The 13,366-nt window shown below is 41.9% G+C and carries 13 protein-coding genes; 7 read left to right on the forward strand and 6 right to left on the reverse strand.

Annotated features, from left to right (window positions below; all coding sequences use genetic code 11):
* Nucleotides 1-43: 43 nt before the first annotated feature.
* On the reverse strand, nucleotides 44-454 hold the full coding sequence (gene ruvX / locus ABID99_RS26180; RefSeq protein ID WP_112653146.1) for a Holliday junction resolvase RuvX: 411 nt from the start codon (nucleotides 452-454) through the stop codon (nucleotides 44-46).
* Between the two features lie 164 nt (nucleotides 455-618).
* Between ruvX and ABID99_RS26185 the strand changes: the two genes are divergently transcribed.
* Genes ABID99_RS26185 through ABID99_RS26195 form a run of 3 tightly spaced genes read left to right on the forward strand, consistent with a single transcriptional unit; the run spans nucleotide 619 to nucleotide 3,742 of the window.
* Entirely contained in the window at nucleotides 619-1,764 is a 1,146-nt protein-coding gene (locus tag ABID99_RS26185; protein WP_188833752.1) for a DNA polymerase III subunit delta', read from the forward strand.
* 2 nt (nucleotides 1,765-1,766) lie between these two features.
* Nucleotides 1,767-3,263, forward strand: a complete 1,497-nt coding sequence (gene ricT, locus ABID99_RS26190) for a regulatory iron-sulfur-containing complex subunit RicT (RefSeq protein WP_188833753.1) — start codon at nucleotides 1,767-1,769, stop codon at nucleotides 3,261-3,263.
* The gene (locus ABID99_RS26195) at nucleotides 3,260-3,742 is read left to right on the forward strand and encodes a gliding motility lipoprotein GldH (protein WP_188833754.1); all 483 of its coding nucleotides are present in this window, start codon (nucleotides 3,260-3,262) and stop codon (nucleotides 3,740-3,742) included. The genes ricT and ABID99_RS26195 overlap by 4 nt, the downstream gene beginning before the upstream one ends.
* A gap of 6 nt (nucleotides 3,743-3,748) precedes the next feature.
* Here ABID99_RS26195 and ABID99_RS26200 read toward each other — a convergent pair whose 3' ends face one another.
* Nucleotides 3,749-4,129, reverse strand: a complete 381-nt coding sequence (locus tag ABID99_RS26200) for a hypothetical protein (protein ID WP_090532717.1) — start codon at nucleotides 4,127-4,129, stop codon at nucleotides 3,749-3,751.
* A 99-nt stretch (nucleotides 4,130-4,228) separates the two neighbouring features.
* On the opposite strand from ABID99_RS26200, the gene ABID99_RS26205 reads away from it, so the two are divergent.
* The 3 genes from ABID99_RS26205 to rmuC all read left to right on the forward strand — a co-directional run bounded on the left by ABID99_RS26205 (nucleotide 4,229) and on the right by rmuC (nucleotide 7,440).
* The gene (locus ABID99_RS26205; protein WP_090532719.1) at nucleotides 4,229-4,459 is read left to right on the forward strand and encodes a hypothetical protein; all 231 of its coding nucleotides are present in this window, start codon (nucleotides 4,229-4,231) and stop codon (nucleotides 4,457-4,459) included.
* A gap of 104 nt (nucleotides 4,460-4,563) precedes the next feature.
* Nucleotides 4,564-5,991 carry a DUF4932 domain-containing protein gene (locus tag ABID99_RS26210; protein WP_373615589.1) on the forward strand — a complete coding sequence of 476 codons (1,428 nt, stop codon included), beginning with the start codon at nucleotides 4,564-4,566 and terminating at the stop codon, nucleotides 5,989-5,991.
* 78 nt (nucleotides 5,992-6,069) lie between these two features.
* Entirely contained in the window at nucleotides 6,070-7,440 is a 1,371-nt protein-coding gene (gene rmuC, locus ABID99_RS26215; RefSeq protein WP_090532725.1) for a DNA recombination protein RmuC, read from the forward strand.
* Here the strand turns inward: rmuC and ABID99_RS26220 are convergent, their stop codons facing one another.
* From ABID99_RS26220 to nadA, 4 genes are all read right to left on the reverse strand, one after another.
* Nucleotides 7,441-8,301, reverse strand: a complete 861-nt coding sequence (locus ABID99_RS26220; protein WP_090532727.1) for a DUF6263 family protein — start codon at nucleotides 8,299-8,301, stop codon at nucleotides 7,441-7,443.
* Between the two features lie 36 nt (nucleotides 8,302-8,337).
* Entirely contained in the window at nucleotides 8,338-8,784 is a 447-nt protein-coding gene (locus ABID99_RS26225; protein WP_090532729.1) for a hypothetical protein, read from the reverse strand.
* Nucleotides 8,784-9,830 (reverse strand): thiamine-phosphate kinase, encoded by a 1,047-nt coding sequence (gene thiL, locus ABID99_RS26230; RefSeq protein WP_188833756.1) that lies wholly within the window; start codon nucleotides 9,828-9,830, stop codon nucleotides 8,784-8,786. The genes ABID99_RS26225 and thiL overlap by 1 nt, the downstream gene beginning before the upstream one ends.
* A gap of 441 nt (nucleotides 9,831-10,271) precedes the next feature.
* Nucleotides 10,272-11,264 (reverse strand): quinolinate synthase NadA, encoded by a 993-nt coding sequence (gene nadA, locus ABID99_RS26235; RefSeq protein WP_090532733.1) that lies wholly within the window; start codon nucleotides 11,262-11,264, stop codon nucleotides 10,272-10,274.
* Between the two features lie 407 nt (nucleotides 11,265-11,671).
* Between nadA and nadB the strand changes: the two genes are divergently transcribed.
* Entirely contained in the window at nucleotides 11,672-13,264 is a 1,593-nt protein-coding gene (gene nadB / locus ABID99_RS26240) for an L-aspartate oxidase (protein ID WP_354485250.1), read from the forward strand.
* Nucleotides 13,265-13,366: the final 102 nt, after the last annotated feature.

A 13,366-nucleotide genomic window follows, 5' to 3' on the forward strand; every position in this document is an offset into this window, starting at 1 on the left:
TCATGAAATCCTTCAATCAAGCAAATCATGGTTCAGAATCAGCTTAAAATCTCGTCCCCATCCAACTCTGCAGTAAAATCACCGCCGATATCGTATCTACCAACTCCTTATTTTGCCGGTGTTTCTTGTTCATGCCACTCTGAGCGATAGTTGCTGATGCCATTTTTGAGGTAAAGCGCTCATCAACCATTTCGATAGGGATTTCGGGGAATGTTTTCTTTAACAGGTTCACAAAACCTTTTACATGAATGGCCGATTGCGAGGGGGTGTTGTCCATCTGCTTTGGTTCGCCTACGATGAACCGCTCCACTTGTTCTGCTTGCAGATATTTTTTTAAAAACTCAATAATGTTATTGGGGTGGATGTTATCGAGGCCCGTCGCGATGATCTGCAAAGGGTCGGTAACCGCAATACCTATGCGCTTGGTACCATAATCAAAAGCCATTACTCTCATTTGGTAAAGATATGAGATGCGAGATATGAGATGTGAGATTTTTTGAATATGATGATAGTCACTCTTTACTTTCCATCAAGTAAGGACGCTCTGCTATGCCATTCCTGTCTCAAATCTCACATCTCATATCTCACATCTAAAATCAAATTACTATTTTGCACCAAATGCAGTTTAAAGAAATAGTAGGACAGGAAGCAACAAAGCAACGATTGCTTAACACGGTGAGCGAGAACCGGGTAAGCCACGCGCAACTATTTTTAGGCCCCGAAGGTTCGGGCAGCCTGGCGCTTGCTGTTGCCTATGCCCAGTACCTTTCCTGCGAGGATAAACAGCCCGGCGACTCATGCGGGGTATGCTCTTCCTGCCGGAAGTACCAGAAACTGATGCATCCCGATCTGCATTTTTCTTACCCTTTCTTTGCAAAACATAAAGATGATACAGCGCTTACTTTTATTGAGCAATGGCGCGGCGCTTTAACGGCTAATCCATATTTAAGCCTGGACATATGGCGCGGATACCTGGATGCCGAAAACAAACAGGCCAATATCAATATTGCCGAATGTCACCAGATCATTAAAAAACTAAGCTTTAAACCTTTTGAGTCGGAATATAAGATCCTGATCCTTTGGTTGCCCGAATACCTGGATAAAGAGGGGAATGCACTGCTTAAAATTATTGAAGAGCCGCAGCCCAATACGCTTTTTTTATTAGTAGCCCAAAACCAGGATCAGATCCTGAACACCATATTATCCCGTACGCAGCTGGTTAAAATACCCGCTTTGGAGTACGACGAAATTAAGGAACATTTAATAAGTGCCCATCACCAAACCGAGGAAGCCGCTGCCGAAATAGCTTATTTGAGCAATGGCAACATGACCGAAGCTTTGGCCATGCTGCAGCAGGACAACAAAAGCTACCACGAGCTGTTTGTACAATGGCTGCGCTATTGCTTTGGCAATAAAGGCATAGAGGTGATGGCTTTTGTGGAGCAATTTGCCAAAATGGGGCGCGAAAACCAAAAAAACTTTTTGCGTTACGGTACCAGCTTTATCCGCGAGTGCTGTTTACTCATTGCCGGGGCGGGTAGCCTGGTACATTTACCGCCAAAGGAACTGGACACGGCTCAAAAAATGAGTAACGTGCTGAGCATTGGCAAATCGCAAATGATTATTGATGAGCTGGAAAAAGCACATTATCATGTGGAGCGCAACGCTAATCCCAAAATCTTATTTTTAGATGTATCTTTACAAATTATTAAAATACTAATAAATAAAAATGTCCCTGCGGGGAATCAATATATGCCAAGTTAATTATGGGATGTGGAAGTTGCTCAACAGGTGGCGGATGTTCGCCTGCGGGCTGCAAAAGTAACGGCAGTTGCCTTACTAATGGTTGCAGCAAATTAGATGTTTACGATTGGCTGTCGCATATGGACATGCCGACTAACTATAAGCCGTTCCAGGTTATTGAAGTTAAGTTTAAAGGCTCGCGCAAGGAGTTTTATTTAAACAACGATAATATTTACCTCGAAGCCGGCGAACTTGTGGCTGTTGAAGCAACCACTGGTGGCTATGATATTGGCCATGTTTCGCTTACCGGCGAACTGGTACGCATGCAGATGGTAAAACGCCATGTAAAGGAAGCTGATGTTGTAAAAAAGATCTACCGTAAAGCTACCGTTGCCGATGTTGACAAATGGAAAGCTGCCAAGGATATGGAATGGGAAACCATGCACAAATCGCGCAAGCTGGCGCTTGACCTTAACCTGAGCATGAAGCTGAGCGATGTGGATTACCAGGGCGATAAAACCAAGGCAACATTTTATTATACTGCCGAAGGCCGCGTTGATTTCAGGGAACTGATCAAGAAAATGGCCGAAACTTTCCGCATCCGTATCGAGATGAGGCAGATTGGTATGAGGCAGGAAGCAAGCCGTTTAGGCGGCATAGGTTCATGTGGCCGCGAGCTTTGCTGCTCAACCTGGCTTACCGATTTTAAAACGGTATCTACTTCGGCAGCCCGCTATCAAAACCTTTCGTTAAATACGCTGAAACTGGCCGGCCAGTGCGGCAAGCTGAAATGCTGCCTTAACTACGAGCTGGATACTTACATGGATGCCTTAAAATACATCCCTGATAATGTAAACACCCTTAAAACCCAAAAAGGGGATGCCCGCCTGCAAAAAACCGACATCTTTAAAAAAATAATGTGGTTTAGCTACCCGGGAGAAGAATCATGGGTTCCGTTGCCAATAAAAAAGGTTAAAGAGATTCAGCAGCAGAATAAAGATGGTGTGATCCCTGAAGACCTTGGCGAAATTGTTGAAGTTGAAACACCTGCGGCAAAAGCGCTCGATTACGAAAACGTGGTTGGCCAGGATAGTCTTACCCGCCTCGACGAACGACGCAACAACAATAAAAAGAAGAACAAAAACCGCAATAAAAACCAGAAACCCGGAGGCCAGGCGCAAGCCGAGGGCAAACCGGCCAATCAGCAGCCTCAGCAGGGATCGGGTAATCCGCAGGAAAAACCGGCCCAGCAGCCGCGTCCTGAAGGAAACCGCCAGCAGCAAAACAATAACAAGCCCCAGGGTAACAGGCCTCCGCAGCAAAACAGACCGCAGGGAGAAGGCCGGCCTCAGGGCGAAGCCAAACCTCAAAGAGAACCGAGACCACAGGGTGAACCGGGGCCACAAGGCGAAGGAAAACCACAGGGTGAGGGAAGCGGTAATAACAACAGGCGCCGCAGGCCAAACCGCCCAAACCGGAATAATAATAACAATAATAATCAACAGGCCAAACCTGAATGAAACGGGCTTTAAATATCATTTACCCGGCAGTATTGTTATTGGTAACCCTGTTTGCCGGTTCCTGTACCGATCCGAACAGGATCATTGATACCAACACCGAAATTGCCGATCATAACTGGTCGTACGTTAACCGCGTAAACTTTGATGTTAAAGTTGATGATGAAAAAGTTGCCTATAACCAATACCTTAATTTACGGGTTACGGGCAACTATAAATACTCCAACATATTTGTATTGGTTAGTCAAATTTCGCCCGATAAAAAAACGCATATTACGCGTTTTGAAGTAAAGCTGGCCAATCCTGATGGCGAATGGCTGGGCAAGGGATCAGGCAACCTTTACAGCTACCAGGTGCTTTTACGTAAAGATTATCATTTCCCCACAAAAGGCGTTTACCGTTTTCAGATAGAACAAAACATGCGCGATAACCCCCTTCATGAGATCAGCGATGTGGGATTAAGGATAGAGAAAGCCCAATAATTTACACTAAGGTATATTATAGGTAACGGTAACCGAGCCATGCGTCAGTACCTCTCTGTCGGTATCCTGTACAACTATTTTGTCATTGTCGTAAATTCTGTAGGTAACGGTATTGCTAACGTCTGAGGCAACAACCAGGGTTACCTGGTCGTTTTGATTCAATGTAGCAGTATAGCTGTATGATGATCCTTTTGCAACAGCTTTCGCATCAACTATTTTAGGGCTGCTATCCGTTGTTTTATATTCAGATAATGAAACGTTAAAGGCATCTGCCCCGCTTACCGTAACTTTTATGGTATGGGGCTGCGGAGGCTGATCTGTGCTTTTCTTTGAGCAGGACACAAACAGCAAGCTTATCAATATCCCATAAATCAGTTGCTTCATCATTGTTTTTTATTTGTGAATATGCTTAATTTATACCAGCGAACAAAATCTTAATAATAAAACTGAAACGTATAACTACCCGTTAAGCCTTAAACATCACCCATGAAAAAATTAACCATCCTTACATTTGTAGCTGCTTCAATAGCTTTTGCATCCTGTCATAGCGCCGATAAAAATAACCGTCAAAACGATACCAGCGCGACCCAAGGCAGCGGCGGCCCTGCCGATTCGGCTAAAAGTTCGGCTCCGGGCAATGGCGCTGTTGCACCAAATTCGTCGGATACAACCAGTCTTCATGGTGATACTGATTCTGCTGTGCATCCGGTGCATTAATGCTGGCTGATCACTATTTCTTTTGTTCATGATTAAACTAAGAATTAGCTGATCAGTCTACCTTCAGGAGTTTACTTTTTTGTTGCCTTTAACCTTTTTATTAAATGAAATACCTAAACCTATCTTTTCTTATCATCTTTTTTCCCTTAATGTTATCAGCCCAAACTAATAATACTATAGCAACGCCCCGAATTGATAAACGTGTAGAATTGCTGAGCATTGTTTTCCGTTTAGCGGGTAACGAAGAATACAATACCCCTGACAATGTTAAATACGTTGCAGATATTCATAAGCATTTTGATAAATTTATTGACCATCCGCTCATTAAATACGCCCAGGAACTGAGGGACAGCAGCGGCGTTAGCTACGATGCTGTTATGTCAATGGCCGTTCACTTAAATGAACCACCGGCATTAGAACCATTAGTACCTTTTTCAGTCTCTTTACCAGACAAAAGGTGGACCCTGGAAAGCGCTGTAAAATTCACTGCCCTGTTAAAGCAATTTTATAAAGACGCCGACTTCGATGGGTTTTTCCATACCCATTTAGCTGATTATGCTATAGCCGAAAGCCGTTTTAATGTCCTGTTTAAAAAGCTGGATGTATCCTGGTATTATAAATTTTATGGTAAAGCGCCGGCCGAAAATTTCAATATCATCATAGGATTTGGAAATGGCGGAGGAAACTACGGGCCACATGTTTATTTAAACGATCATACCAAAAAAGTATATGCAATTATTGGTTCTGGTACTTTTGATGAGCAAGGCTTACCTACTTATGACGCGGCATCTTATCTGCCTACATTGATCCACGAGTTTAACCATTCATTTATCAATTATCTTACCGATAATTATGAAAACCAATTGAGAGACGCGGGTGCGCTTATTTACGAAAAAGAGCGCACAAAAATGCGGAAACAAGCTTATGGCGAGTGGAAAACAATGATAAACGAAGCGTTAGTAAGGGCATCGGTAATCAGTTACCTGAAAACCCATAATACCGATACATTGGTGGCCGAACAAGAGCTTAAGCAGCAATTGGCCAGAGGTTTTGTTTGGATGCGGCCATTGGTTAATTTACTTGGTCAATATCAATCAAACAGAAAAACTTATCCTGCACTTGAAAGCTTTATGCCTGCTATTGTCGTCTTTTACAATAAATTGGCGCCAAATATCAGTTTTTACGATGACGACTATCAGCAACATTGTGCCCGGGTAATAGCAGTAAGGCCTTTCAAAAACGGCGATACTACAATAAGAGCCAACACAACTGAAATTATATTTGATTTTGATAAAAAATTGGATGGCATAAAGTACTTTTTTGGCCCGGGAGCCAAGGGTATAGATCATTATCCTAAGTCGGCAAAATTTACCTTTGCTAATGATAACAAAAGCATTATTATGAAAGTTAGCCTGAAGCCCAATACCGAATACCAGATAAATATTGCCGGCGGTATGATGCGGGCAAGCGATGGCTATGCTGTACAAAACTATATCCTGAATTTTAAAACAGAAAATAGTCCCATCCCTTAATTCACTTGCCTTTCCTGATTAACTTTATTAGTATTTATAAAAATTTATGCTTTACTTTACTAATATTTTTATCAATAAATGACTGGTATTATATTAGTATTTGTATCCCTGATCATCCTACTGATTGCAGTTTTTCTATTCCTGAAAAAACCAAAAGCAGTTGAGCTGATCTCTGCCGAGGAGTTGAGCAAACTCCGGTATGAGCATGATCAGTTTAAAATTTTATTGGCTAAAGCCGAAGAAAAATCTAATGGCTTAGCTGCTGAAAAAGAAAGCATTACCAACTTTTTAAAGGAGGAAAAGAACCGCCTGATTGACGAACTTTTATACGAGCGTACCCAACTTGCACAGGCCAATCAATCCTTAGAAAGTGCCCGGGCCTACTATAAATCGCAGCAGGAAAAACTGCAGGAGCAAAAGGCCGAGATAGAGCAGATTCGCACCCAATTTCAGCGGGAATTTGAAAATGTGGCCGAAAAACTGCTTAAAGAAAAATCGAAGGAATTTACCGATATCAACCGCAGCAATTTAGATGTTATCCTTAACCCATTAAAGGAAAACTTGAAAGCATTTGAGGATAAAGTTGAGAAAGTTTACAACATGGAAGCGGCCGAGCGGAATACGCTAAAAGGCGTGATCACCCAACTGATGGATCTCAACAAACAGATTAGTGATGAAGCTCAAAACCTAACCAAAGCGCTTAAAGGGGATAACAAAAAACAAGGCAACTGGGGCGAGGTAATTTTGGAGCGGGTACTGGAACGTTCAGGCCTCGTCAGAGATCAGGAATACCGCATCCAGGCCGCCATGCAGGCCACCGACGGCACAAGATATCAACCAGATGTGATCATCGACCTACCCGATGAAAAACACCTGATTATCGACTCCAAAGTATCGCTGATAGCCTATGAAAAACTGGTTAACGCCGATACCGAAGACGACCGAAAACTGTTTGCTAAAGCTCATGTGGAATCCATCCGCGGGCATGTTACCGGCCTCTCAGCCAAAAAATATCACGATTTATATAAGATCAATTCGCCCGATTTTGTGCTGCTTTTTGTGCCGATAGAATCCTCATTCAGTATTGCCGTACAACTGGATGGCGAACTGTTTAATTATGCCTGGGACAGGAAAGTGGTAATTGTTAGTCCGTCGACTTTGCTGGCTACTCTGCGTACCATTGCCAGCATGTGGAAACAGGAACGCCAAAACCGTAATGTATTGGAAATAGCCCGTTTAAGCGGCGATATGTATGATAAGTTTGTTGGTTTTTTAAGTGATATGGACAGCATTGGCAAAAATATCAACCAAACACAATCGGCTTATAATAACGCCATCAGTAAATTATCGGAGGGTAGGGGCAACCTTACTACTACCGCCGAAAAGATCAAAAAGTTGGGAGCAAAAGCGGACAAGCAAATAGATCAAAAATATATTGGGGATGAGTAATTAAAGCTCGTTAACAACTGCCAGATATGATGCGTTGGCGGATGCATTTGCTTTAAAAGTTATCCCCTCCATTATCATGGACAGATTAAAATTTATATTGCTAACCATGCTACTCATGTAATTTTGTTTGATACTATAAACAAGTTTGCCGCTTCCTTTACCGTTACCACTAATAGCTACCTCTGCTCCGTTTGTAGTAGTCTTCAAATCCATAGCCATCGATTGATCTATATCGAAATTTGCTATATCATTATTAACAGATATGAGTTTATAAACAAGCTTTATATTCATTTGCATATTGGTAAAGCCGGGTACGGGCATTGCCATGGGTATTTCCTGCGTAAAAGTCTCGCCAATTTTCATTGGCTTATCCGGAAATTGTAGTTTGTTACTGATGTTATTGATAATAGCAGTAACAGCTGATTTTATCTTTTCGTCTGTATTTTTTCCGGATACCGAATCGATATGTATTTTGCCCTCCGGCGACCCCGTTCCATAAAAAATTCGGTCTTTCAAAGGATCCGGGGTTTCAATCTGCTTCCCATTAAAATTCATTACCGATGGCATCCCCCAAAATGTCATCGTAAAAGGAAAAGAATTATCGCTATTTAGTTTTCCTGTAACTAAATCTAAATCATGACCATTATGCCCGGTTATGGTCGCCGGCAATTTCGTATTTTTCTTTATTTCGGCTATACTTGCTTCATCACCTACGGCGTCTATCTCCATTTTAAGATCAGTTACCATTTTCACATGATATTTATGAAGCGACTTATATTTTATCTTAAAAATGGTTGAGTTTTGAGCAAAGCTTTTAGCTATAGTGAATAATAAAACACATGAGATTATGTATTTTTTCATTTTAAAAGATTTAGGTTTGATTTAAAAATAAAGTTTTTATCTATTAGTGTTTTTCCTGTTAAACCACCAATCGGCCTGTTTGGTAAACATCAGCGCCCATCCCCATAGTTCAACAATGATCTCGACGAGGGTTAAAATGATGAGATAAACCGGCATTTCTATAGCTTTTTTTTGAGCCGAACTATCATGCAAAATTCCAAAACTGTATAACAATGATGATCCCAGGAAAAACACATTCAGCAATACCAAAACCGAAAGGATGATCCGGGCCCATTTCTTTCCTTCGCCGGTAACAAAGATCAAAAAGCCGACAGCGACGAATACAAACAGGATGGCCGAAAAATTGAACCCGTCCAGGTAATTATTCAACGTTTGGATCAGCAAGCCCAGGTAAAGCAATAAAATTCCCTTCACAAAAGCCCCGGGCGGTTTCCCATCGGGATGATTGTTGAGGTAAAATTTATCGAAAATATCCTGCAGCATCACTCGGCTTTTTTAAACGCGTTCCAGCCCTGGGCTTTCAATTCGTGTACAGTACCGCTTTTGGTGATCAGGTTACAACCGGCCGAAGCCTCGGTGATATAGCCGATGATGCTGATATCCATTTTAAATTTGATCTTATCATAATCGGCCTGCTTCACGGTGAACAACAATTCATAATCTTCACCACCACTCAAAGCGCAAATAGTAGGGTCGAGGTTAAATTCGCGGGCCGTTTCAAAAGTCATCGGGTCCAACGGAATTTTTTCCTCGTACAAGTTACAGCCTTTGTTGCTTTGCTTGCAGATGTGTAATAATTCGGAAGCCAAACCGTCAGATACATCGATCATAGCGGTTGGTTTTACCTCTATGCTTTTCAACAGTTCAACCACATCACGACGGGCTTCGGGCTTCAACTGACGCTCAACAATGTAATCTTTTCCTTCAAGGTCCGGCTGAATATTAGGATTTTCCAGGTAGATCAGCTTTTCGCGCTCCAGCAGTTGCAGGCCGGTATAAGCACCTCCCAAATCACCGGATACACAGATCAGGTCCCCTTCTTCAGCACCATTGCGGTATACAATATCAGCTTCATCGGCGTAGCCAATTGAAGTTACGCTGATTACCAAACCTTGCTTGGATGATGTTGTATCACCACCAATTAAATCCACATTATATTTTTCGCAGGCGATATAGATCCCCTGGTAAAGCTCCTCAATGGCCTCGAGCGGAAATTTGCTCGACATGCCGATAGACACCGTAACCTGCGACGCTATTCCATTCATCGCGTAAATGTCGCTCAGGTTTACCTGTATCGCTTTATAACCCAAATGCTTAAGCGGCGTGTACGCCAAATCAAAATGGATCCCTTCCAACAGCATATCGGTACTCACCAGCACTTTTTTACCGGCGAAATCAAGTACAGCTGCATCGTCGCCGACTCCTTTTTTTGAGCTTTCGTTAGTAAGCTTAATATTTTTTGTAAGGTGACCGATAAGGCCAAATTCGCCAAGCTCCTCTAAATTGGTTCTATCCTGATTTTCAAACATAGTTTTTGCGATTTCACCGATGACCTTTGATTTCACCGATTTTATTTTTCGGGCCGCAACCCGGTTTCACATCTTCCGCCGAAGGCGGGAAATTTTTTTTACACTTTCGGTCACGTACCAACCAAATTTTTCTCACCTCCAAAAACGGACGACAAATATATATACTCGAATTTCCCTTTAGCTTTTATACTTCTTAACAATAATGTGGATAACCCAATTTCTCGGGCCGCAACCTTTATACCTTATATCCGCCTTTGGCGGAAAAATTTTTTACGATTTTTAGCCTTTTTACAAGCAAGAAGGCACTTTTACACTAAAAATACCTTCAATTTTATAGCTCCCGGTTTTCCACAATTCCCCGGTTTATAACTTCCTGATCAAGGCCATCCAACTGATAAAAAATCGGTGAAGTCAACTTGTAATCGGTGTAATCCCAAAGAACTATAATCCAAGCTGCGCCGAAATTTCAAGCATGCGCTCAATCGGTTTTACTGCTTTTTCAATGATATGCTGTGGTACAGTTACCTCAGGCGTTTCATTTTTCAAACACAGGTATAACTTTTCCAGTGTGTTACGCTTCATATGCGGGCAATCGTTGCATGCGCAGTTGTTATTTGGTGGCGCCGGGATAAATATTTTATCCGGGTTTTCCTTTTGCATCTGGTGTAAAATGCCCGATTCCGTCGCTACAATAAATTCCTTGTCCTGGTGGCTGCCGGCATATTTTAAAATTCCGGTTGTTGAACCAACATAATCGGCCATTTCCAGTATAACATCCTCACATTCAGGATGTGCCAACAGCTTTGCACCCGGGTGACGTTCCTTTAGTTTGGTGATCTTTTCTCTCGAAAATATCTCATGAACCATACAGGCCCCATTCCACAATACCAGGTCGCGGCCGGTTTTTTTGGCTACGTACGCGCCAAGGTTTTTATCAGGTCCGAAAATGATCTTCTGATCCTTCGGTAAGCTCTCTACAATCTGCACAGCGTTGCTTGATGTACAAACAATGTCGGTTAAAGCTTTCAATTCAGCCGTACAGTTTACATAAGTGATCACCAGGTGATCGGGATAGTTTTCCTTAAACTTTTTGAACAAGTGTGGCGGACAACTATCTGCTAATGAACAACCTGCCTTCATATCCGGCAGTAAAACCTTCTTGGTTGGCGACAGGATCTTGGCAGTTTCGGCCATGAAATGTACACCTGCAAAAACAATGATATCGGCATCCGTTTTGGCGGCTTGTTGAGATAATCCTAAACTATCGCCAATGTAATCGGCAATATCCTGGATATCGCCATCCTGGTAATAGTGCGCCAGGATCACCGCATTTTTTTGCTTTTTTAATTTTTCAATTTCCGCGAAAAGATCAAGCGTCGGATCAATTTCTTCATCCACGTATCCTTTCAGATTTATTTCTTCGAAGGTATTCATTTCCACAATTCAATTAATAACAACTAATTTTTAAATTAAAAAGAACTATTGTTTATTAGGGTGTTGGTAATGTGCAAAAGTCGGAGTAATTTTTGTTTTAAAAGTTAGTTTTCACAATTTATTAACACTTATACACATTTTTCCACTAAAAATAGCGCTGATTTTTAGATAGGTATGACAATCAATTTTTATTTAAAAAAGTTTTATGTTAATATTTTCAGGGTTGACAAAATGTTAGCTTTATGACTAAAGCGTCGTAAAAGTCGCTCAAAAAATATTGATATTCGACCTGAGAAAGGGAGTTATACACACTGTAAACTATTTTTCACTTTTTGTTTACATAAACTTAACAGGTTATACAGCTGTTATTAACATTAGTACTACTTTTACACACATTTATCTAAAATATGACCCGAAATGTTGATTTCCTTGTAGTGGGTTCAGGGATAGCCGGATTAAGTTTTGCGCTCAAAGCCGCGAAGCATGGTAAGGTACTGATAGTTACAAAATCTAACGAAGACGAATCCAACACCAAATATGCCCAGGGGGGCGTTGCGGTGGTTGTGGATAAAAAAGAAGATTCTTTTGAAAAGCATATCCAGGATACCTTAATAAGTGGCGATGGGCTTTGCGACCGCGAAGTTGTTGAAGCAGTTGTTAAAGAAGGGCCCGAGCGCATCAATGAAATTATTGATTACGGAACTAATTTCGATAAGACAAACGAGGGTGTTTATGACCTTGCTAAAGAGGGGGGGCACTCCGAGTTTCGTGTGTTACATTATAAAGATGTAACTGGCTGGGAGATAGAGCGTTCACTTTTGGAGGAAATTCATAAAAACGCTAATATTGAGATACTTACGCATTATTTTGCGGTTGATTTGATAACGCAGCACCATTTGGGCGAGCTGGTAGGTAAATCAAGTACCGATATCACCTGTTTCGGGATTTATGCTTTTAATACCGAAACTAAGATTGTTGAAAAGATCTTATCTAAAGTTACGGTAATGGCTGCTGGTGGTGCCGGACATATTTATGCGGTTACCACAAATCCAACAATCGCCACCGGTGATGGTATTGCTATGGTTTATCGTGCTAAAGGTAAAGTACGTAATATGGAGTTCATGCAATTCCATCCAACAGCTTTGTATAATCCCGGCGAGTATCCTTCTTTCCTCATATCTGAGGCTGTGCGAGGTTTTGGCGGCGTGTTAAAGCGCACGAATGGCGAGGAGTTCATGCACGAATACGATGAGCGTAAATCATTGGCGCCACGTGATATAACGGCAAGGGCTATTGATGCCGAGATCAAAAAATCGGGCGAAGACTTTGTTTATTTAGATGTAAGGCACCGCAGTAAAAAAGATATCCTGAACCATTTTCCTAATATTTATGCTAAATGCCTGGAGATTGGTATCGATATGACCAAAGATATGATTCCCGTTGCGCCGGCTTGTCATTATATGTGCGGCGGTATAATGGTTGATCATGTTGGGCAGTCGTCTATATTAAGGTTGTATGCCTGCGGCGAATGTTCATCAACAGGCCTGCATGGCGCTAATCGTTTGGCTTCAAATTCTTTATTAGAGGCGTTGGTTTTTGCACACAGGATATACGAGGACGCAATTAAGAATTTCGAAAATAATGTAATCCCCGATAATATCCCGGATTGGGATGAGAAGGGGGTACAGCTGTCAAACGAAGATATCCTGGTTACCCACAACGTACGCGAAATGCAGAAGCTGATGAATGACTACGTAGGTATCGTTCGTTCGGATTTCAGACTCGATAGGGCTCTGCGGAGGTTAAAATTATTATACGAAGAGACTGAAGATTTCTACAAGAAAACTAAACTATCGGTTAAACTTTGCGAGCTGCGTAACCTGATCCAGGTATCGTTTATTGTCGTAAAATCGGCTATGTTGCGTAAAGAAAGCAGGGGATTACATTATACTACTGATTATCCTGAGCATGCTGAGCAGGTGCAGGATACGGTGTTTTAGTATAAAATATGTCATTGCGAGCGTAGCGTGGCAATCTCGTAGTCAATGCATATTCGACAAGCATAGCTACGAGATTGCTTCGTCGTTCCTCCTCGCAATGAC

The organism is Mucilaginibacter sp. OAE612 (assembly GCF_041806395.1).
Taxonomy (GTDB): Bacteria; Bacteroidota; Bacteroidia; order Sphingobacteriales; family Sphingobacteriaceae; genus Mucilaginibacter; species Mucilaginibacter rubeus.

Coding starts and splice junctions, on each gene's coding strand:
- thiL (WP_188833756.1), bottom strand. CDS start 9,830: ATGTTTGAAAATCAGGATAGAACCAATTTAGAGGAGCTTGGCGAATTT.
- ricT (WP_188833753.1), top strand. CDS start 1,767: ATGGGATGTGGAAGTTGCTCAACAGGTGGCGGATGTTCGCCTGCGGGC.
- ABID99_RS26195 (WP_188833754.1), top strand. CDS start 3,260: ATGAAACGGGCTTTAAATATCATTTACCCGGCAGTATTGTTATTGGTA.
- ABID99_RS26210 (WP_373615589.1), top strand. CDS start 4,564: ATGAAATACCTAAACCTATCTTTTCTTATCATCTTTTTTCCCTTAATG.
- nadA (WP_090532733.1), bottom strand. CDS start 11,264: ATGAATACCTTCGAAGAAATAAATCTGAAAGGATACGTGGATGAAGAA.
- ABID99_RS26185 (WP_188833752.1), top strand. CDS start 619: ATGCAGTTTAAAGAAATAGTAGGACAGGAAGCAACAAAGCAACGATTG.
- ruvX (WP_112653146.1), bottom strand. CDS start 454: ATGAGAGTAATGGCTTTTGATTATGGTACCAAGCGCATAGGTATTGCG.
- ABID99_RS26205 (WP_090532719.1), top strand. CDS start 4,229: ATGAAAAAATTAACCATCCTTACATTTGTAGCTGCTTCAATAGCTTTT.
- ABID99_RS26200 (WP_090532717.1), bottom strand. CDS start 4,129: ATGATGAAGCAACTGATTTATGGGATATTGATAAGCTTGCTGTTTGTG.
- ABID99_RS26225 (WP_090532729.1), bottom strand. CDS start 8,784: ATGCTGCAGGATATTTTCGATAAATTTTACCTCAACAATCATCCCGAT.
- nadB (WP_354485250.1), top strand. CDS start 11,672: ATGACCCGAAATGTTGATTTCCTTGTAGTGGGTTCAGGGATAGCCGGA.
- rmuC (WP_090532725.1), top strand. CDS start 6,070: ATGACTGGTATTATATTAGTATTTGTATCCCTGATCATCCTACTGATT.
- ABID99_RS26220 (WP_090532727.1), bottom strand. CDS start 8,301: ATGAAAAAATACATAATCTCATGTGTTTTATTATTCACTATAGCTAAA.